Genomic DNA, 18,557 nt, shown 5'->3' on the forward strand with positions numbered 1-18,557 from the left:
TGGAGGGGATTTCATCGGGGCGTCCGATCACTACGACCGCTGAGGGCGCTCGAGTTGTCGGGCGTCGGGCGTCGGGCGTCGGGCGTCGGGCGTCGGGCGTCGGAATATGTTGTCGCGCACCATGTATCCGCGCGAACTCAGCGCGGTGCGTCCGCTTCCTGGGCGTCGGTGATGCGCGCGGTGATGATCTCGGCGAGGCGTTCGGCGTTCTGTTCGGGGATCCAGTGCCCGGCGCCCGCCAAGTGCTCGAAGCGATACGGACCCGTCACGTAGTGTTCGGCGAGTTCCGCCCCGCGCCTGGCGAGCGCGATGTCGCGGTCGCCCCACACATGCGTGGTGGGCACGGAGACCTTGCGCCGCAACGCGTCCGGGGAGCCGAGGGCCATGGCGCGGTACCAGTTCAGGCCGGCGCCGAAGGCTCCCCCGTCGACCACCGTGCGGCGCACTTCGGCGACGGCGTCCGCGTCCATCCCGGCACGCTCGAGCATCCGCTCCAGCAAGGCCGGGTTCCGCGCGACCACGCGCTCGGGCACCCACGGCACCTGGAACACGGCCATATACCAGGACTTCAGCGCCTGATCGCTGCTCAGCATCGACCGCAGGAACGCGGCGGGATGCGGCACCGACACCGAGGTCAGCGTGCGGACCAGTTCGGGACGGGCGGCCGCGAGCGACCAGGCGACGACCGCACCCCAGTCGTGCCCGGCCAGGTGGACGGGCCGACCACCGAGGGTGTCGATCAGCGCCACCACGTCGTCGACGAGCAGCGAGGTGCGGTAGGCCCACCGCCCGCGCGGGCGGGCGCCCGGCGAGTAGCCGCGCTGATCGGGCGCGATCGTCCGGTAACCGCGCTCGCGCAGGAGGCGGGCGGTCGGCTCCCACGACGACGCGGACTGCGGAAATCCGTGCAGCAGCACCACGATCGGGCCGTCCAGCGGTCCGTCGTCGAGCACATCGAAGGTGAGTCCGGCGTGGGTGTAGGTGCGCAAGCGGGCCGGGGTGGTCATCGCGAGGCCCGGGACGCGGTGCGGACGATTGCCATAGCGACACCTCTCAGAATGTGTTACCGATTGTCACACACATAATTGACTAATCGGTAATATACGAGCGGGGACCGGCCCCGTCAACAGTCCCAGGGCTGAATTCCCGCCGGAGCCGCCTCGCGAAACCCCGGTCGCCGCACGCAACCCGGTCAACCGCAGCCACGCCCTCGCCAATGCACCGCGCGCACCGCAGCCCGCCCGCGCCGAAGCCCGGACGCCGCCCGATCCCGGCCACCTCGCAGACCCGCCGCACAAACCCCGGCCGCCGCAGCGCAACCGCTCACCGCAGCGCAAACCGCTCACCGCAGCCCTGCGCTCGCCGAAGCCCAGCTCTTGGCGAAGCCCCGCCCGCACTGTAGGCCGCGCTCACCGAACCCCGCCCGCGCCGAAACCCTCAGCGCCGACGCGCCCGCAACCTCGCCATCACGGCCGAACCCGGTGGCGTGATCATCGCCGCCGCGATCGCCACCACCATCAGATACGCCGCCGCCACGATTGCCGCGGCACGAACAGCCACCCACCCGGTTCGCTTCACGAACTCCCCCTTGCCTCGCTCGTAGAAGGCAAGGATATCCGCCGGTCGCGCCGGGCAGAGCTGTTCCGAGAAACACTGGGCACCACACCATCTCGGCCGCCCGCTGAATCAGGGCGGCCCTAGGGGTGTTCCCTGATGCTGGTTTCGCCCGCCGATAGCTACGTTGAGTCCGACGATCCGCACCCCGAGGGAGGACCCGCATGGCTGTCGTGGCTCTGCTCGCCACCACCGCGCTCACGGCCTGGCTCATCGCGGGCGTGGCGCGGCGGGTGATCGGAGCGCCGGTGGGGTGGCCGCGCACGATCCTGGTGTCCGCGCTGTTCCCGACGGTCGGTTCGGCCGCGGCCAACGCCCTGGTGCGAGCCCTGGGCACCATGGACGAGGACGGCGGCGTCCGCGATGTCGCCGGTACCGCAGCGGTGGTGGTGCTGGTGTGGGCGTGGTTGTTCGTGGTGCTGCTCGCCGTGCTCTACGTCGCCGAGATCGTCGTGCCGACGGGTTCGCTGCCGGGCCCGATCACGCTGGTGCGGCGCTGGTACGGTACCCAGCAGGAGACGAAGCGCTATCTGCAACTGCTCGTCGTCCTGGTGCGGCGCGGACTGGGCGGATTCCTGCGCCGGGGCGCGTGGCGCGGGAACGGCGACGCGCACACCGTGGGCGCCCGGCTGCGCGACGCGCTCGGCGACGCCGGCGTCACCTACGTGAAGCTGGGCCAGATGCTCTCGGCGCGGCGCGATCTGGTGCCCGCCGGGATCGCCGACGAGCTCGCCACGCTCCAATCCGACGCCGCCCCGCTGGACTGGCCGGAGATCGCAGCGGCGCTGGAGAATTCGCTCGGCGGGCCGGTCGCGGAATTCTTCGCCGAGATCGACCGCACGCCGCTGGCCGCGGCGTCGGTGGGCCAGGTCCACGCCGCGCGCCTGACCGACGGCACGTCGGTGGTGGTGAAGGTACAGCGGCCGGGTGCGCGCACCCAGGTGGATCGCGACCTGCGCATTCTGCGCCGTCTGGCCCGGCGGGTGCAGCGCGACGCCGCGTGGGCGCGCGACATCGGGGTGGTCGACCTGGTCGAGGGGTTCGCGACCTCGCTGCACGAGGAACTCGACTACACGGTCGAACTGGACAACATGCGCAATCTGGCCGCGGCCACGGGGGATTCGCCGATCGTCATCCCCACGCCGTACCCGGAGCTGTCGTCGCGGACCGTCTTGGTCACCAACCGGGTGCGGGGCACCCCGGTCGGCTCGGCGGGGCCGTTCCTCGCGCTGATCGACCTCGCGGTCCGCCGCGACGCGGCCGCCACCCTGCTGGCGCAGGTGCTGCGGCAGATCCTGGTGGTGGGCGTGTTCCACGCCGACCTGCACCCGGGCAACGTCCTGGTGGCCGAGGACGGCACCCTGGCCCTGCTCGACTTCGGCGCGGTGGGCCGCCTCGACGAGACCGAGCGCCTGGCCATCGCCGCGCTGCTGCTCGCCATCGACAACGACGATTCGGTGGCCGCCACCGACGGGCTGCTCACGCTGCTGGGCACCCCGGACGGGTTCGCGCGCCGCGACTTCGAGCGGCGCTTCGGGCAGCTGATCGTGCGCTACCGCAACGGATTCGGCTCCGGCGGCAGCGGCGCGCTGTTCGGCGACATGGTGCGGTTGATCACCGGCGCGGGCTTCGCGATCCCCGGCCAGATCGCCGGGGTGTTCCGCACCCTCGCGTCGCTGGAGGGCACGCTGCTGCTGCTCGATCCCGGCTTCGATCTCATGACCGCGGCGCGCGAGGGCGGCGGCGGTGTGCTGACCGAGATCGCCCGCCCGGAACGGCTGGCGGCCCGGGCCCAGGGCCAGTTGCTGACGAGTCTGCCGGTGCTGCAACGCCTTCCGAGCCGAATCGACGCGCTCACCGCCGACCTCGCCGACGGCAGGTTCACCGTGGGCACCCGAATGTTCGACCATCCCGAGGACCGCGCATTCGTCACCGGACTGGTGCAGCGGGTGATCACCGCCCTCATCGCGGTGAGCTGCCTGCTGGGCGCGGTGGTGCTGCTCGTCCAGCGCGACGGCCCGTATCTGGTCGCCGAGGTGCCCGCCACGGCGGTGCTGGGCGGCTTCCTCGGACTGGCCGGCGGGATCCTGGCGCTGCGCAGCCTGATGCGCTGAGACGCGGCCGCGCCCGGGTGGACGCGGCCGGTCACCGGCGCGAGGTCAGACGGGATCGCCCAGGCAGAACGTGGTCTTCTCCTCGGTGAGCAGGAGCACCTGATCGGCCTCCTCCCCGCACAGCGTCTCGTCGGCCTGGCCGTCGATGCGCTGCACCACCCGGAAGCTGGCCTCCGGGGCACTGCAGGCCACGTACTTGTAGCCCGTCATCATGCTCTCGTTGTAGCAGAGGTCCTGCTTGAAGTTGGGCGCCAGGCACAGGAAGGCCGTGGTGCCGCCGTTGAGGGTCTCCTCGTAGGAGGTGTAGTCCTCGTGGCACTCGGTCTTCTGGTCGTGGACCTGCGCGACCCGGTACACCGCGGTGTCCGCGGCGCAGTCGACCGGCTCGGTCTCCGAGTTGATCATCGAGCTCTCGATGACGTTGATGCAATCGCCCACGTTGGCGCGGGCGGTGTCCGACTTGCCGGCGTCCTGCACGGCATCGGTGGCCTTCTCGACCGCCGAACAACCCAGGGTGGCGAGTGCCGCCACCGTGGCCAGGGCCAACGGCACCCGCTTCAGCAGGCCGGAACCGACGAACTTCATTCGTGTCACTTTCTTCGGAGGGCAGGGTGGGCGGCCGACCGGGATACCCCTCGTCACGCCGAATCCCGGACGACGCCGTGCCCTTCGACGCAGCCCCGCCAGGGGCGCGACCGGCCTCGAACACCACACCGCACCACGGGCGCCCGAGCATCCGGGAAACCACGGGATCGCCCCGGGCCCCGGTGAGCCGGGGCTAAGCTCTTCGCGGCGCGTTTGCTGTCAACCGGGGCGGAGGGACATGGTCGAGCGTTCGTTCGTGGGGCGCCGCGCCGAGCTGTCCGCACTCGGCGTTGCCGCGGAATCGCCAGGCCAGCCGTGGGTCGCGCTGGTCGAGGGCCCCGCGGGCATCGGCAAGTCGCGGCTGCTCGGCGCGTTCGCCCCGGCCGCCGCGCGGCACGGCGGGCGCGTGATCGCGGTCACCGCCACCGAGGACGAGCGGCCGCAACCGCTGCACGTGGCGTACGACATAGTGGAGCGGCTCGCGGACACGGGTGCCGATACCGCCGGTATCCCGGACGACGCCGACGCGACCCGGCTCGGACGCGCCCTGCGCAAACTGCTGACCGACACGGTGCTCATCGTGGACGACGCGCACTGGCTGGACACCGAATCGGTGCGCCTGCTGACCTTCCTGGTGCGCAACCGTCCCGCCGCGCTGCGGCTGGTGCTGGCCTACCGGACCGGGCAGTGCCCGCCCGCCCTCACCCGGGCGCTGTCGGCGACCGGCACGTCCGTCCGCACCGTCACCGTGCCGCCGTTCACCGAGCCCGAGGTCGCCGATCTGCTGCCCGAGGCCACGCCCGCCCGGCGCGCGAAGCTGCTCGCCGCCTCCGGGGGCAATCCGCTCTATCTGCTGCTGCTCGCCGACCTGCCGGACCGGGAGCCCGCGGACGACGACGCCTACGCCGGTCTGGACCGGACGGTGCGCGCCGAACTCGCCCAGCTGCCGCAGCCGCAGCGGCTGGTGGTCACCGCGGCGGCGGTGTGCGGGCCCGACACCGACCTCGAAATGCTCTGCGCCACTGCGGAATCGACGATGCCGGAGGTGACCGCCGCGCTCGACGCGCTGTGCGCGCGGGGACTGATGACGGTCGATGGGGGCACGATCTCCTTCAGCCATCCCCTGGTGCGCACCGCCGCGCACCGGCTGGCCGGCGCCGGGTGGCGCACGGCCGCGCACCATCGCGTCGCGGCGGTTTTGCGGGCGCGGGGTGCGGCCGCGCCGGCGCTGGCCCGGCACCTGGAACTCGGAATGCTCGGCGCCGACGAGGACGCCGCCGCGCACCTGCGGCTGGCCGCCGAACAGACACTGGCGACCGCACCCGCGACCAGCGTGCGCTGGCTCGATGCCGCGCGGCGCGCCGATCCCGCGCGCGGGAACCACCCCGGCGACACCTTGTTGCTGGGCCGGGCGCTGCTGCTCTCGGGTGCGGGCGAACGGGCCCGCGAGGTGCTGGAGCCGCTCGTCACGAGTACCGGACCGCACCGGCTGGAGGCGCTGCTGCTCTCGGCGCGGTGCGAACGGATGCTCGGCCGGGTGGACCGGGCGCGGGCGCTGCTGGCGACGGCCGCCGACCTGCCGCTGCTACCCGGCGACGGGCCGGTCCAGCTCGAACTGGCCATCCTGGAGATGCAGGACCATCAGGACGCCGAGGGCCGCGCGCGCCTGGGCGCGCTGTTCACCTCCGAGGCCGTGGCCGATCCGGCGGTGCGCGCGGCGGCCACCGCGCTGGGCTGCCTGGGTACGGTGTCGGAACTGCGGATCGAGGCCGCGCGCACCGCGTTCGCGGCCGCCGACCGCGCGTTCCGCGATCTGGACGACGATCAGCTGCGCGAGGTGGTGCACGCGGTCCCCGCGCTGGGCTGGTCCGGCTTCTTCCTCGATGCCCACGCGCGGGTGCTGCCGCACCTGGATCGCGCGGTGCGGGTGAGCGCGCGGTTCGGCCGCAGTTACGCCCTCGCCGAACTGCACACGGTGCGGGCCTACGTCCTGCACAAGTTCGGGCGGCCCGCCGACGCGCTGGCGGCCGCCGACGACGCGCAGGATTTCGCGGAACGGTTCGGCTACCCCGATCTGCTGCCGTTGGCGGGCGCGCTGAAAATCCGTGTGCGGCAGTGGACCTCGCCGGACGACGAGGTTCGGCGGCAGTGGTCGGAGGTGGCGGGGCTGCCTCGGCCGGTGATGCGGTGGTGGCGGCAGGTCGTCGAGTGGACGCTCAGCGATGTGGGCGTCGGCCTCGGCGTCGTCGATCCCCCCGACCTCCCGGCGGCCCTGGACGACCGGCCGGGCCCGATGCAGCCCACCCAACTGTCCCGCTACGCGAACATCCTGCTGGCGCAGGATGATACGGAGCGGGCGCACGAGCAGCTCCGCCGCGCCGAGGCGGTGGCCGACGATCTCGGGTTGGCGAGCCAGCGGGCCGCCGCCACCCTCGTCCGCGCCGAATACCTCTGCGCCACCGGCGATCCGGAGTCCGGCGAGCGCGTCGCGCGGGCGGCCGCGGCCGAGTTCGAGGCCGCGGACATGCCCGTCCAGCGCGGACTGGCGATATTGCTGGCCGCCGACATCGCCGGGCGCCGTGGCGAATTCACCCGCGCCACCGAACATCTCGTCGCGGCGCGGGACTTGTTCACCGCCGCGGGTGCCACCCGACTGATCACCGCCGCCACCTCGGCGCAGCGCCGTCTGGCGGGCAGCCGCGCCCCGGGCGCCGCGACGGAGCTGACGCCACGCGAGCGCGAGGTCGCCGAACTCGCCGCGCGCGGCCACGCCAACAAGGAGATCGCCACCCTGCTGTTCCTGAGCCCGCGCACCGTCGAGGACCACCTCAGCCGCATCCTGCGCAAGCTGGGCCTGACCGGGCGCGCCGGGATCGCCCACCGGCTGGCCGAACTCGACTCCGCGACCTGAACGGAGCAGGCCGCCACCGAGTGCGGACGGCTCACGCGCCGATCACACCGCAACCGCGTCCGGACGCACGCGGCTGACGCGCCGATTGCACATTGAAAACGCGGCGAGCCCGACCCGGCGAGGTTCCCGCACGCCCCGCGCGAATCGCCGTGCCGACCGGCCCGGCGGCGGTACGCTGGGGCCCGCTGCGGATCGCATCGGCGCGAAAGGATTCGGTGAACATGGCAGGAAAACGGACCGTTCTCACCGCAGGCCTGCGCCGCCTCGCCGCACTGCTGTTCGAGATGCGCGAGGGCGTCGGGCTGAGCAAGGAGGAGGTGAGCGGACGGACCGGGATCAACGTCACCACCCTGTATCGCATCGAGGCGGCCCAGGCCCGCCCCCAACGCCGCACCCTCACCGCGTTGCTCGACCTGTACGACGTGGAACCGGAACGCCGCAAGTACGCCGTCGATCTGCTCGCCGACGCCCAGAAGCCCGGCATGTCGCGGCCGTACGAGGCCAATCTCACCGAGGTCTACGCCGCCTACATCAACTTCGAGTCCGAGGCGCTGTCGGCGCGGCACTACGAGACCTCGTTCATCCCCGGCCTGTTGCAGACCAAGGAGTACGCCCGCGCCGTCGTCGACACCTCCATGCCGAAGGTGGAGAACTCGGTGGTGGACAACCGCGTGGAGGCCCGCCTGAACCGCTCGGCCGTGCTGACCAGGGACGAACCGCTGGAACTGTGGGTGGTGCTGGACGAGGCCGCGGTGCGCCGCGTCGTCGGCGGGCCCGCCACCATGCGCGGTCAGCTGGAGAAGCTGGCCGCGCAGAGCACCTACAAGAACATCATCCTGCAGATCCTCCCCTTCGACGCGGGCGCGCACCCCGGCATGCCCGGCGCGTTCACACTGCTGGACTTCAAGGACCCCAACGATCCCGAACTGGTCTACGTCGAGGGCATCGCGGGTGACGCGCTCGTGGAGGGGCACACCGAGGTGCGCCGATTCGGCGTCATCTTCGACCAGCTGCGCGCCATGGCGCTGAGCCCGCGCGACTCGGTCGCGCTGATCGAGCGGATCGCCGCCGAAATGCGCTGAACAGGCCGCCCGCGGCGAATCCCGCGCTGCCCGAGCCGATCACGCGCGAGCGCCCCGTGACACGGGCGTGACGCCGTACGAAGCGATGGGTAGAGTGAGCGCCGATGACCAGCATGGAAGCCCGTCTCGGCGAAGCTACCCGGACGGTGCCGCTCCCCGCTCCGTGGGACCTCAACGCGTATCTGGCCGCCGTGGCCGCCCATCGCGGACGCTCCATCTCGCTGCGTCCGGTGTCCGCCGCGATGCTCGCCGAGGACGGCTGTCGCGGTAAGGGACTCTGGGTGGCGCGCGGACACGACGACATCATCGTCTACGACGCCGACGCCACCGACCGCAACGCCGAGCACATCATCCTGCACGAAGTGGGCCACATGCTGCTCGGCCACGGCAAGGATCTGGCCGAACCCGCCACCCCGCTGTCGCCGAAACTGGCCGCGCTGCTGCCCTCGCTGGCGGCGCAGCACGTGCTGGGCCGCAACGAGTTCGGCGTCGAAGGCGAGCAGGAGGCGGAGGTGTTCGCCGACATGACGATGGTGTACGCCACGCTGCCGCGCCGCACCGCGCGCGGGTTCCGGCTGTTCCGTCGCGACCGCTAGGCCGTCGGCGCGCGCCGCGCCGCACCGCGCATCTCGTCCACCAGATCCTCGTATCTGTCGGCGGTCTCGACCACCTGCAACCACGCCTCGTAGAACACCGCGTCGGGCGCGGCGGCGAGCGGCAGGTAGGCCTGCGTGGTGAGCTGGGCGAGCCGGTCGACCACACCGCCCACCGTCTCGCGCCGCGCGCACGGGGCGGGCGGCACCGGCGTCACCAAGGTCATCCAGCGGTCGATCGCGCGCACCAGCTGGGTCCGGCGGCGCTCGAGTTTCGCCGCCTGGCGCACCGGTGTGCGCTCCCGCAGGGCGTGCAGCTGGGCGAGTTCGCCCGCCGCCTCGAGCACCGGGTGATCGTCGTGCGGAAGTCCCCGGCAGGCCGCGAGCAGCAACTCCTTGCCGGGGATCGTCCAGTCAGCCGCACCACCGCGCGTCATCTCACCGCCCTCCGCGACACCATCATCCACGGGCCGAGGGGTACGCGCACCGCCTCGGTACCGTCGCGCACGAGCGCGAAACTCGCGATATCCGAGGTGTACCACCGCGCGGCCCGCACCGCGACCCCCGGCCGGAAATCAGGACAGCCTGGCCTCACTCCGGACGAAACCGGGTGCACGTCGCGCGCGTCACCGCGCGCGGGTCTAGGCTGACCGCCGTGGTCGAACCGCAACCTCCCGTGGCCCCCCACCCCGATATCGCTCCGCTCGCCCCGCTGCTCGGAACGTGGCGCGGCGCGGGCCACGGCGAGTATCCGACGATCGAGGATTTCGACTACGTCGAAGAGGTCCGGTTCGGCCACCTCGGCCGCCCGTTCCTGACCTACCGGCAGCGCACCCGCGCCGCCGACGGCAGCAGGCCGATGCACGCCGAGACCGGTTACCTGCGCTGCCCGCGCCCCGACCACGTCGAGCTGATCCTCGCGCACCCGACCGGCATCACCGAGATCTGCGAAGGCGGGCTCACCATCGACGGCGACGAACTGCGCATGGAGTTCGACTCCACCAGCATCGCGCGCAGCAGCACCGCGAAACTGGTGACCGCGCTGGGCCGTTCGTTCCGCGTCGCGGGCGACACCATCGACTACACCCTTCGCATGGCGGCCGTCGGCGAGCCGCTCACCCACCACCTCGCCGCCACTTTGCACCGGGCCTGATCAGCGGAGCCGTGGGCCCCGCACCCGGGCTCGATCTCCGTCCGCACCCACCTCACACACCGCGCGCTCACCCCGACGAACCGTGCGCGACCGTCAAGCCCCAGGCTCCCGGCCGGAAATGACCAGGTCCGCCCGGCCGCTGTGCTCTCGGACACGTTCCTCTTGCCGCTTCGACGCTCCCCGTCCTATGGTCCCATTCAGCTAATTTATAGCTAACTTCGAGCGCGTCGCCGCGCCGCCACCTCACCCGTCCATCCCCGGAACGAGAGAGTACGAACCATGAAGCGATCCACCACGCTCCTCGCCACCGCCGGCATCATCACCGCCGGAACCGTGGCCCTTCAGCTCCTCGGCGGCGCGGGCACGGGCGGCTTCGACCCGTTCACCGATGTCTCGTTCGGCCACGTCGGCCAGCCGTTCACCCCGGCGGGCACCGGCGGACTTCAGTAGCCAGGAGGTAACGCGGCGAACATATCGCGGGTCACCGCGACCGCGTTGTCGGAACTGCCGCCCTTGACCAGCAGGGTCGCGAAGGCCATATCACCGCGATAGCCGACGAACCACGAATGCGACCCGCCGTCCACCTCGGCCTCACCGGTCTTGCCGTAGACCTCGCCCTGATCCCGGATCCGCTCCGCCGTACCGCCCGTCACCACCTTGCGCATCATCATGCGCAGCCCCTCGACCACCTCGGGCGCGAGCGCGGGCCGCTCCCCCTCCACCGTCGTCTCGCGCCCCGCGATCAGATAGGGCGTGGGCGCGGACCCGTTCGCGATGGCCGCCGCCATCAGCGCCATACCGAACGGGCTCACCACCACCTTGCCCTGCCCGATACCGTCCTCGGTGCGCTGCACCATGTCCTCGGCGGGCGGCACCGACCCCGACGTGGTGGGCAGGCCGACCACCGAATAGTCCTGGCCCACCCCGAAGCGCGCGGCCGCCACGTGCAGCGCATCGGCGGGCAGTTCGCTGGCCAGCTTCGCGAACGAGGTGTTGCAGGACCGTTCGTAGGCGGTCGCCATCGGCACGCTGCCCACGCTGAACATGTTGTAGTTGGGGATGGTCCGCTCCCCGATGACGATGCTGCTCGGGCAGGGCAGCACGGTGTCGGGGGTGGCGGTGCCGTGTTCCATCGCCGCGGCCGCGGTGACCGTCTTGAAGATCGAGCCCGGCGGGTACTGCCCGATCGTGGCGACCGGCCCGTCCCGGTCGGCCGCCGCGTTCTGCGCGACGGCCAGGATCGCGCCGGTCGACGGGCGGATCACCACCATCATGGTCTGTTCGGTGCGCGGTTCCACGGCCCGCTGCGCGGCGTACTGGATGAACCGGTCCACGCTCAGCGCGAACGACGGCGCGGGCCGCGAGGGCACCTCGGTGAGCACCGAGGTGTCCGCGCCGTTGGCATTGCGCGTCACCACGCTCCACCCGGCCTTGCCGTCCACCTCGGCGATGACCGACTTGCGGACCTGCGTCATGAGGTCGGGCGCGAACTCGCGGTCGGTGGCGACCATGTCCCACTCCTGGGTGAGCGTCACCCCCGGCAGGCCGATGAGGTCGGCGCCGACCCGGTTGTACTCGACCTCGGTGAGCAGCAGGACGGTGTAGGGGCCGGCGGCGGTGCGCGCCGAGTTCAGGACGGCCTCGGGGGTGAGGCGTTTGTCGAACGGGCGCAGTGCGGTGGACAGCCGGGTGGCGACCGCGCCCGCGTCGGTGGCCTGGGTGGCGTCGAAGGTCACGCGGGTGACCTTGCCGGGGACCAGGACGTCGCTGCCGCCCTGTTCGTTCACCCGGGCGCGCGGGGCGGGATTCGAGCGCAATTCCATGGTCTGGGTGTCGCCGAGTTCCGGATGGATGTTCGACGAGGTCCACCGCACCGTCCAGCGGCCGCCGCTGCGACCCATCTGCAACTGTCCGGTGTAGGTCCAGACGCGGTCCTTGGGCAGCTGCCACTCGTAGGTGTAGTCGACGGTGGCGGTGTCACCCGTCACGCGCGCCGCGCCCGTGCGGGCGGACAGGCTCTCGGCCTGCAAGTTCTCCCACGCGGAAGTCATTGCGGCCAGGGCCTTCTCGGGCTGGCTGGTCTGGTCGGCGGCGCGCTGCAGATCCCGGTCGGCGAAGGCGGCGACGAAATCGTCGGCCGCGGGCGCGGGGCCCTGCGGACCGGTCGAGCACCCCACACCGGCCACGGCCAGCACCGCCACGAGGAGCGGGAGGAACAGTCGAGTCGCCATAACGGCCCGATCGTAACGGCCCCGACCGATCGGACCGGAAAGGCGCGCTGAGCGGGGCGGCTGCCGAATTCTCCGGCGCGTCAGTCCAGCAGCACGGTCGCGAAGGTGGCGATCTGGCGGAACCCGACGCGACCGTATGCGCGCCGCGCCACGGTGTTGTAGTCGTTGACGTACAGGCTGGCCGTACGACCCGACGCGACCACCGCGTTCGCGACGGCTGCGGCACCCGCCGTGCCGAGGCCGCGCCCGCGGCGATCCGGGTGCACCCACACGCCCTGGATCTGCCCGGTGCGCTTGGACAGCGAGCCGACCTCCGCCTTGAACACGACCTCACCGTCGTCGAAACGTGCCCAGGCGCGGCCGGATTCGATGAGGCTCTGGATGCGGCGGCGATAGCCGCGCCCGCCGTCGCCGGCCCGCGGATCGACGCCGACCTCCTCGATGAACATCGCGATGGCCGCGCTCAGGTAGCGATCCAATTCGTCGGGGCGGGCGCGGCGCACCTGCGGATCGGCGGCGACCAACGCCGGCTGGGCGAGCGCGAGCAGCGGCTGGGTACCGCGCAGCTCCCGCGCCGGACCCCACTTCTCGCTCAGCATCTCCCACAGCGGCAGCGCGAGTTCCTGGCGGCCCACCACCGACGAGCACACGCGCGGCCACCGGCCCGCGCGATCGGCGAAGGCGCGCAGGGCGTCCTGATCACCGCGCAGCGGCACCAGGTTCGCGCCCGAGTAGCACAGGGATTCGGCGGGCCCGCCGCGACTCCACAGCTCCCCGGCGCCCGTGTTCGCGGCCAGCCCGAATTCCTGCAACCTGGCGGCGATCATGCACGAGGCGATCGGATCCGCATCCAGCACGCGCAGGACCTGCGCCAGATCCCGATTCGCGAGCTGCCGCGCGGGGGCGTACTTGGCCCGTCGCGTCGGCTCCAGCAGACTCCGCACACCGACAGCCTGCCACGAACCGGAAGGTTCCGGTACGGGTATTCGAAAACCGCAGGTGAGGTGGATCAGCCGACGGTGACGACGGGCTCGCCGCCCGGCGCGTCCTCGCCCATCTCCTCGGCGATGCGCAGGGCTTCCTCGATGAGGGTCTCCACGATCTGGTGCTCGGGCACCGTCTTGATGACCTCGCCCTTCACGAAGATCTGGCCCTTGCCGTTGCCGGACGCGACACCCAGATCGGCCTCGCGCGCCTCACCGGGACCGTTCACCACGCAGCCCATGACGGCCACGCGCAGCGGCACCTCCATGCCCTCGAGCCCCGCCGTCACCTCGTTGGCGAGGGTGTACACGTCCACTTGCGCGCGGCCGCAGGACGGGCAGGACACGATCTCGAGCTTGCGCGGGCGCAGGTTCAGCGACTGCAGGATCTGGCCGCCGACCTTGATCTCCTCGACGGGCGGCGCGGACAGCGACACGCGGATGGTGTCGCCGATGCCCTCGCTCAGCAGCGCGCCGAACGCGACGGCCGACTTGATGGTGCCCTGGAACGCCGGACCGGCCTCGGTGACACCGAGGTGCAGCGGGTAGTCGCACTGGGCGGCCAGCTGCCGGTAGGCCTCCACCATGATCACCGGGTCGTTGTGCTTGACGGAGATCTTGATGTCGCCGAAGCCGTGCTCCTCGAACAGGCTCGCCTCCCACAGCGCCGACTCCACCAGCGCCTCGGGGGTGGCCTTGCCGTACTTCTCCATCATCCGCTTGTCCAGCGAACCGGCGTTCACGCCGATGCGGATCGGGATGCCCGCCGCACCCGCCGCCTGCGCGACCTCTTTGACGCGGCCGTCGAACTCCTTGATATTGCCGGGGTTCACGCGGACCGCGGCGCAGCCCGCGTCGATGGCGGCGAAGATGTAGCGGGGCTGGAAGTGAATGTCGGCGATCACCGGGATGGGCGATTTGCGCGCGATGGTCGCGAGCGCGTCGGCGTCCTCCTGGCGCGGGCACGCCACCCGGACGATGTCACAGCCCGAGGCGGTGAGCTCGGCGATCTGCTGCAGCGTCGCGTTCACGTCGTGGGTCTTGGTGGTGGCCATCGACTGCACGGAGATCGGGTGGTCGCTCCCGACGCCGACACCGCCCACCATCAGCTGGCGGGTCTTGCGGCGGGGCGCCAGCACAGCCGCCGGAGCGGACGGCATCCCCAGTCCGATTGCGGTGGTCACTTTCGGCTGCCTACTTTCCTACGTCTGCGGGCCGTTCGATTACCGAGCTTAGTCGCGTGCGCGGGACCACCACCGTGTGACTCCCACGACAAGCGGCCGGTGTTGGCCCCACCCCGGATGCCCGCGACAGGATACAGGGCGTGGGCGAACTCAGGGAAACAGCCGGATCGGGTTGACGATGTCGGCGGTCAGGGTGAGCACCATGTACGCGCCGCCCAGCACCACCGCCACATAGGTCACGGGTAGCAACCTCAGATAGTCGACGGGGCCGCCGGGCGCCAGACCGCGCCAGCCGCGAATGGTGTTGCGGATCTTCTCGTACAGCACGACCGTGATGTGCCCGCCGTCCAGCGGCAGCAGCGGCAGGATGTTGAACGCGCCGAGGAAGAAGTTCAGGCTGGCCAGCATCAGGACGAACATCTCCCAGACGCCGGCCTCGGCGCTCTCGCCGCCGATGCGGCTGGCGCCGTAGATGCTGACCGGAGTCTCGGGATCGCGCTCACCACCGGTGACGGCATCCCACAGCGCCGCGACCTTGGCGGGCATCTGCGCCAGCGCCTGGAAGGTGCGCACGAACAGGTCACCGGTGAACGAGGCGGCCGCCGGGATGGCGGGCAGGAAGCCGTAGGGCTCCATCCGCGGCTGCTCCAGGATGACGCCGACAGAGCTCACGTCGGCGCTGGTGCCGTCCTCGGCGTAGCGGAGCACCTTCTGCGGCGTCACCGTGACCTGCAACGATTCGCCCGCGCGGCGCACGGTGTAGGTGATCGGGCCCTCGTGCTTGCGGGTCTCGGCGGTGAACTCGCCCCAGGTGCTCACGGCGACGCCGTTGACGGCGGTGACCTCGTCGCCGAGTTGCAGCCCGCCCGTCTGGGCCGGGCCCGCGCCCTCACAGGGCGCGAGCGTGCCGTCGGGCAACTCGTCGGACACACACTGCAGCGCGCCCACCACCGGCGCGCGGTCGGCGGCGGGCGGCGCGTCCAGCTGCGGCAGACCCCAGCCCACGGCCAGCACCACGATGAGTACGAAGCCGAGCACGAAGTTCATCGCGATGCCGCCCGACATGACGAACACGCGCTTCCACGTGGCCTGCCTGTACATGGCGCGATCCAGATCCTCCGGGGGCACTTCGTCGAGCGCCGTCATGCCGGAGATATCGCAGAATCCACCCAGCGGAATCGCCTTGAGCCCGTACTCGGTCTCACCGCGCTTGGTCGACCAGAGCGTCGGCCCGAAGCCGACGAAGTAGCGGCGCACCTTCATGCCGGTGGCCTGCGCCGCCCACATGTGTCCGCATTCGTGCAGGGCGACCGAGATCAGGATGCCGACCGCGAACAGCACGAAACCCAAGGCGAACACCATATTGCTCTCCAGTCCTCCTGCGTCGCGCAGCCCATGAATCGTCCCGCGCACGCGTCCGGCGCGGTCGCGAGCACCCCGACCACCCTAACGGGGCCGCGCCCGCACGCATGGCCCAGTCTGCCAGCACCCGCTTCGGCGGGCGCGTCGGCGTCCGGGCTCAGGCCCGCACGAGACCGCGCGCGAACTCGCGCGCCCAGGCGTCGGCGGCCAGCACATCGGCGAGGTCGCGCGGTTCGGCCCGCCATTGATCGGCGGCCTCCACGGCCCGCGCCACGGTGCGCACGATCCCCGGGAACGAGATCGCGCCGTCGAGGAAAGCCTGTACGGCGATCTCGTTGGCCGCGTTGTAGACCGCGGTGACGCTGCCGCCCGCCTGCCCGGCGCGGCGGGCCAGTTCGACCGCCGGGAACACCGCATCGTCCACGGGCTCGAAGGTCCAGGTCGCGGCGGTGCCGAAATCGCAGGCTGGCGCGGCGCCCGGCACCCGGTCGGGCCAGCCGAGGGCCAGCGCGATCGGCAGCTTCATATCGGGCGGACTGGCCTGGGCGAGCGTGGACCCGTCGGTGAAGGTGACCATCGAGTGCACGATCGACTGCGGGTGCACGGTGACGTCGATGCGGTCGTAGGGGATGCCGAACAGCAGGTGCGTCTCGATCAGCTCCAGGCCCTTGTTCACCAGCGATGCCGAGTTCAGCGTGTTCATCAGCCCCATCGACCAGGTGGGGTGTGCCTTGGCCTCGGCCGGGCTCACCGATTCGAGCATCTCGGCGGTCCACCCGCGGAACGGGCCGCCCGAGGCGGTCAGCACCAGCCGGCCCACCTCCTCGGCGCGGCCGCCGCGCAGGCACTGCGCCAGCGCCGAATGTTCGGAGTCCACCGGCACGATCTGGCCGGGCGCGGCGGCGCGCGTCACCAGGGAACCGCCCGCGACCAGCGACTCCTTGTTGGCCAGCGCCAGCCGGGTGCCGGATGCCAGGGTGGCCAGCGTCGGTTCCAGGCCGAGCGAGCCGACCAGCGCGTTGAGCACCACATCGGCCTCGGTGCGGCGCACCAACTCGGTGACGGCCTCGGGTCCGGCCAGCTCGATGTCCAGCGCCTCGGCGGCGGCCGGATCGGCCAGCGCGACGTTGCGCGTGCCCGTGGCCGCCATCTGCGCGGCGAACAGCGCGGTGTCGCCGCCGCGCGCGGCCAGGCCGACCACCTCGAACCTGCCGGGATTGGCGGCGATGACCTCGAGCGCCTGGGTTCCAATGGATCCGGTGCTGCCCAGCAGCAGGACTCTCACGATGTCGGACACCCCGTCATTGTGTCCTACCGCCGCACCCGCCCCGCGCGGCCCGACTTCCAACGACGCGGCGTCGTATGTCACGATATGCGGCACAAGTCCGAGTTCGTACCGATACCGGTACCCGAACAGCCGAGGAGCGATCGTGGCCGCCACGGATATCGAACCCGCCGACACCGAACGCGGCATCGTCACCAAGGTGGACCCCGCCGAAGTCCCCTCCGCCGCCTGGGGCTGGAGCGGTGAGGCGCCCCGCACCTTCCGCGTGGCGGCCTGGATCGTGGCGCTGATCCTGCTGGCCATGCTGATCGGCAACCACTCCGGCCAGGTCGAGAACCTGTACCTGGTGGGCTTCGCGCTGGCGATCTTCGGCATCCTGATCTACGACAAGATCTGGCGCCGCAAGCCGCGGTAGCGCTTCGTCGCGAACACGCCGGTCCGCGAACGGGATTCGCGGACCGGTCTCAGCGGCCCCGCCGCTTGACCTGCTTCTTCGCGGGTTTCGCCGTCGATTTCCGCGCCTTCGCCGGTTTCTTGGCGGCCGCCCCGCGCTCCTTGTTCTGCCTGCCCGCAGGCGCGCGCGAACTGCGTGCCGACCGTCCGCGCACCACGCCCACGAACTCCTCCACCAGATCGGTGGTCCGGTCGGCGGGCCAGGCCAGCGCGATCTCGGTGTCGGGATGATCGGTGACCGTCCGGTAGACGAGGTCGCGCCGCGCGTGCAACCGGGCGATCGAATGCGGGACGATCGCCAAACCCACACCGGCGGCGACCATTTCGAGGATCACCGCCGCCTGGTCCACATCGCTCGCGTCCTGCATCCGCTCGTCGGCCAGATCGGCCGCGCGTACCTCGGTGAACAGCGAGATCTCGTGTTCCTTGGGCACCACCACGACCGGGAGTTCGCGATACAGCGGAATGGCGTCGATCCCGTCGCGCTCGATCGGCAGCCGCACGAAGCACATGTCGACCAGGCCCTCGCGCAGCGCGGTCAGCTGGTCGGCCGCCGCGATCGGGACCGTCTCGAGCGGCGTCTCGGCGAACCGGTCCGCCCAGATCCGCTCCCACTTCGACACCGTCACGCCCGGTACGAATCCCACACGCAGGGACCGCGATTCGGGATCGGCGGGCGAAGTGCTCACAGCGCGAGCGAGGATCTCGCGCGCCGCCGCGAGGGTGTCCCGACCGGCCTCGCTGAGCTGGGTCGGCGTGACGTCCGGGGCGAACAGCTCCACCCCGAGTTCGTCCTCCAACTCGACAACCGTGCGGCTGAGCCGCTGCCGGGAGATGCCGAGCGCCCGCGCCGCCCGCGCGAAGTGCAGTTCCTCGGCCACCGCGACGAACCACCGCAGACTCTCGGCGTCGATCGACTCGAGCGGGCTGGTTCGCGCACCGGGTTCACTCACCCGACAAGCCTAGGACACCGCGCGCACCGGCCCGCGCACGCGGCCCAGTAGGCT

At 71.5% G+C, this 18,557-nt stretch carries 17 protein-coding genes; 7 read left to right on the forward strand and 10 right to left on the reverse strand.

The window, feature by feature from the left end; translation table 11 throughout:
• Nucleotides 1-137: 137 nt before the first annotated feature.
• Together DFR74_RS03425 and DFR74_RS35805 are read right to left on the reverse strand one after the other, a co-directional pair.
• Nucleotides 138-1,007, reverse strand: coding sequence for an alpha/beta fold hydrolase (locus DFR74_RS03425; RefSeq protein ID WP_195126270.1), 870 nt, complete (start codon nt 1,005-1,007; stop codon nt 138-140).
• 430 nt (nt 1,008-1,437) lie between these two features.
• Nucleotides 1,438-1,578 carry a hypothetical protein gene (locus DFR74_RS35805; protein ID WP_157115868.1) on the reverse strand — a complete coding sequence of 47 codons (141 nt, stop codon included), beginning with the start codon at nt 1,576-1,578 and terminating at the stop codon, nt 1,438-1,440.
• Between the two features lie 200 nt (nt 1,579-1,778).
• On the opposite strand from DFR74_RS35805, the gene DFR74_RS03430 reads away from it, so the two are divergent.
• Nucleotides 1,779-3,728 carry an ABC1 kinase family protein gene (locus tag DFR74_RS03430; protein ID WP_067512758.1) on the forward strand — a complete coding sequence of 650 codons (1,950 nt, stop codon included), beginning with the start codon at nt 1,779-1,781 and terminating at the stop codon, nt 3,726-3,728.
• Between the two features lie 45 nt (nt 3,729-3,773).
• On the opposite strand, the gene DFR74_RS03435 is transcribed toward DFR74_RS03430, so the two are convergent.
• Nucleotides 3,774-4,313, reverse strand: a complete 540-nt coding sequence (locus DFR74_RS03435) for an LppU/SCO3897 family protein (protein WP_067512760.1) — start codon at nt 4,311-4,313, stop codon at nt 3,774-3,776.
• Between the two features lie 238 nt (nt 4,314-4,551).
• On the opposite strand from DFR74_RS03435, the gene DFR74_RS03440 reads away from it, so the two are divergent.
• The 3 genes from DFR74_RS03440 to DFR74_RS03450 all read left to right on the forward strand — a co-directional run bounded on the left by DFR74_RS03440 (nt 4,552) and on the right by DFR74_RS03450 (nt 8,902).
• Nucleotides 4,552-7,224: an AAA family ATPase gene (locus DFR74_RS03440; RefSeq protein WP_113974930.1), complete on the forward strand. Its 2,673-nt coding sequence runs from the start codon at nt 4,552-4,554 to the stop codon at nt 7,222-7,224.
• A gap of 221 nt (nt 7,225-7,445) precedes the next feature.
• Complete coding sequence (locus tag DFR74_RS03445; protein ID WP_084538154.1) at nt 7,446-8,306, forward strand: helix-turn-helix domain-containing protein; 861 nt, start codon at nt 7,446-7,448, stop codon at nt 8,304-8,306.
• Between the two features lie 104 nt (nt 8,307-8,410).
• A complete protein-coding gene (locus DFR74_RS03450) occupies nt 8,411-8,902 on the forward strand; it encodes a hypothetical protein (RefSeq protein WP_067513843.1) in 492 nt (163 codons plus the stop codon).
• On the opposite strand, the gene DFR74_RS03455 is transcribed toward DFR74_RS03450, so the two are convergent.
• A complete protein-coding gene (locus tag DFR74_RS03455; protein WP_232331907.1) occupies nt 8,899-9,366 on the reverse strand; it encodes a hypothetical protein in 468 nt (155 codons plus the stop codon). The genes DFR74_RS03450 and DFR74_RS03455 overlap by 4 nt on opposite strands.
• Nucleotides 9,367-9,554: 188 nt before the next feature.
• Between DFR74_RS03455 and DFR74_RS03460 the strand changes: the two genes are divergently transcribed.
• Entirely contained in the window at nt 9,555-10,052 is a 498-nt protein-coding gene (locus tag DFR74_RS03460; protein WP_067513850.1) for a peroxynitrite isomerase, read from the forward strand.
• Between the two features lie 279 nt (nt 10,053-10,331).
• Nucleotides 10,332-10,502, forward strand: a complete 171-nt coding sequence (locus DFR74_RS35810) for a hypothetical protein (protein ID WP_157115886.1) — start codon at nt 10,332-10,334, stop codon at nt 10,500-10,502.
• On the opposite strand, the gene DFR74_RS03465 is transcribed toward DFR74_RS35810, so the two are convergent.
• The 5 genes from DFR74_RS03465 to dxr all read right to left on the reverse strand — a co-directional run bounded on the left by DFR74_RS03465 (nt 10,496) and on the right by dxr (nt 17,109).
• Nucleotides 10,496-12,283, reverse strand: a complete 1,788-nt coding sequence (locus tag DFR74_RS03465) for a penicillin-binding transpeptidase domain-containing protein (RefSeq protein WP_067513842.1) — start codon at nt 12,281-12,283, stop codon at nt 10,496-10,498. The genes DFR74_RS35810 and DFR74_RS03465 overlap by 7 nt on opposite strands.
• An 80-nt stretch (nt 12,284-12,363) precedes the next feature.
• Nucleotides 12,364-13,227, reverse strand: a complete 864-nt coding sequence (locus DFR74_RS03470; RefSeq protein WP_084538150.1) for a GNAT family N-acetyltransferase — start codon at nt 13,225-13,227, stop codon at nt 12,364-12,366.
• 65 nt (nt 13,228-13,292) lie between these two features.
• Complete coding sequence (gene ispG / locus DFR74_RS03475) at nt 13,293-14,450, reverse strand: flavodoxin-dependent (E)-4-hydroxy-3-methylbut-2-enyl-diphosphate synthase (protein ID WP_067513841.1); 1,158 nt, start codon at nt 14,448-14,450, stop codon at nt 13,293-13,295.
• 150 nt (nt 14,451-14,600) lie between these two features.
• A complete protein-coding gene (locus DFR74_RS03480) occupies nt 14,601-15,812 on the reverse strand; it encodes a M50 family metallopeptidase (protein WP_067513840.1) in 1,212 nt (403 codons plus the stop codon).
• Between the two features lie 157 nt (nt 15,813-15,969).
• A complete protein-coding gene (gene dxr, locus DFR74_RS03485; protein ID WP_067513848.1) occupies nt 15,970-17,109 on the reverse strand; it encodes a 1-deoxy-D-xylulose-5-phosphate reductoisomerase in 1,140 nt (379 codons plus the stop codon).
• Nucleotides 17,110-17,242: 133 nt separating this feature from the next.
• On the opposite strand from dxr, the gene DFR74_RS03490 reads away from it, so the two are divergent.
• Nucleotides 17,243-17,512 (forward strand): DUF2631 domain-containing protein, encoded by a 270-nt coding sequence (locus DFR74_RS03490; RefSeq protein WP_067513839.1) that lies wholly within the window; start codon nt 17,243-17,245, stop codon nt 17,510-17,512.
• A 49-nt stretch (nt 17,513-17,561) separates the two neighbouring features.
• On the opposite strand, the gene DFR74_RS03495 is transcribed toward DFR74_RS03490, so the two are convergent.
• Nucleotides 17,562-18,503 carry a LysR family transcriptional regulator gene (locus tag DFR74_RS03495; protein WP_067513838.1) on the reverse strand — a complete coding sequence of 314 codons (942 nt, stop codon included), beginning with the start codon at nt 18,501-18,503 and terminating at the stop codon, nt 17,562-17,564.
• Nucleotides 18,504-18,557: the final 54 nt, after the last annotated feature.

The organism is Nocardia puris (genome assembly GCF_003315035.1).
Lineage (GTDB): Bacteria > Actinomycetota > Actinomycetes > Mycobacteriales > Mycobacteriaceae > Nocardia > Nocardia puris.

Bases quoted from the DNA above. Each gene is read 5' to 3' on its own strand.
- DFR74_RS03425 (WP_195126270.1), bottom strand. From the start codon at position 1,007: ATGACCACCCCGGCCCGCTTGCGCACCTACACCCACGCCGGACTCACC.
- DFR74_RS03430 (WP_067512758.1), top strand. From the start codon at position 1,779: ATGGCTGTCGTGGCTCTGCTCGCCACCACCGCGCTCACGGCCTGGCTC.
- DFR74_RS03435 (WP_067512760.1), bottom strand. From the start codon at position 4,313: ATGAAGTTCGTCGGTTCCGGCCTGCTGAAGCGGGTGCCGTTGGCCCTG.
- DFR74_RS03440 (WP_113974930.1), top strand. From the start codon at position 4,552: ATGGTCGAGCGTTCGTTCGTGGGGCGCCGCGCCGAGCTGTCCGCACTC.
- DFR74_RS03445 (WP_084538154.1), top strand. From the start codon at position 7,446: ATGGCAGGAAAACGGACCGTTCTCACCGCAGGCCTGCGCCGCCTCGCC.
- DFR74_RS03450 (WP_067513843.1), top strand. From the start codon at position 8,411: ATGACCAGCATGGAAGCCCGTCTCGGCGAAGCTACCCGGACGGTGCCG.
- DFR74_RS35810 (WP_157115886.1), top strand. From the start codon at position 10,332: ATGAAGCGATCCACCACGCTCCTCGCCACCGCCGGCATCATCACCGCC.
- DFR74_RS03465 (WP_067513842.1), bottom strand. From the start codon at position 12,283: ATGGCGACTCGACTGTTCCTCCCGCTCCTCGTGGCGGTGCTGGCCGTG.
- DFR74_RS03480 (WP_067513840.1), bottom strand. From the start codon at position 15,812: ATGGTGTTCGCCTTGGGTTTCGTGCTGTTCGCGGTCGGCATCCTGATC.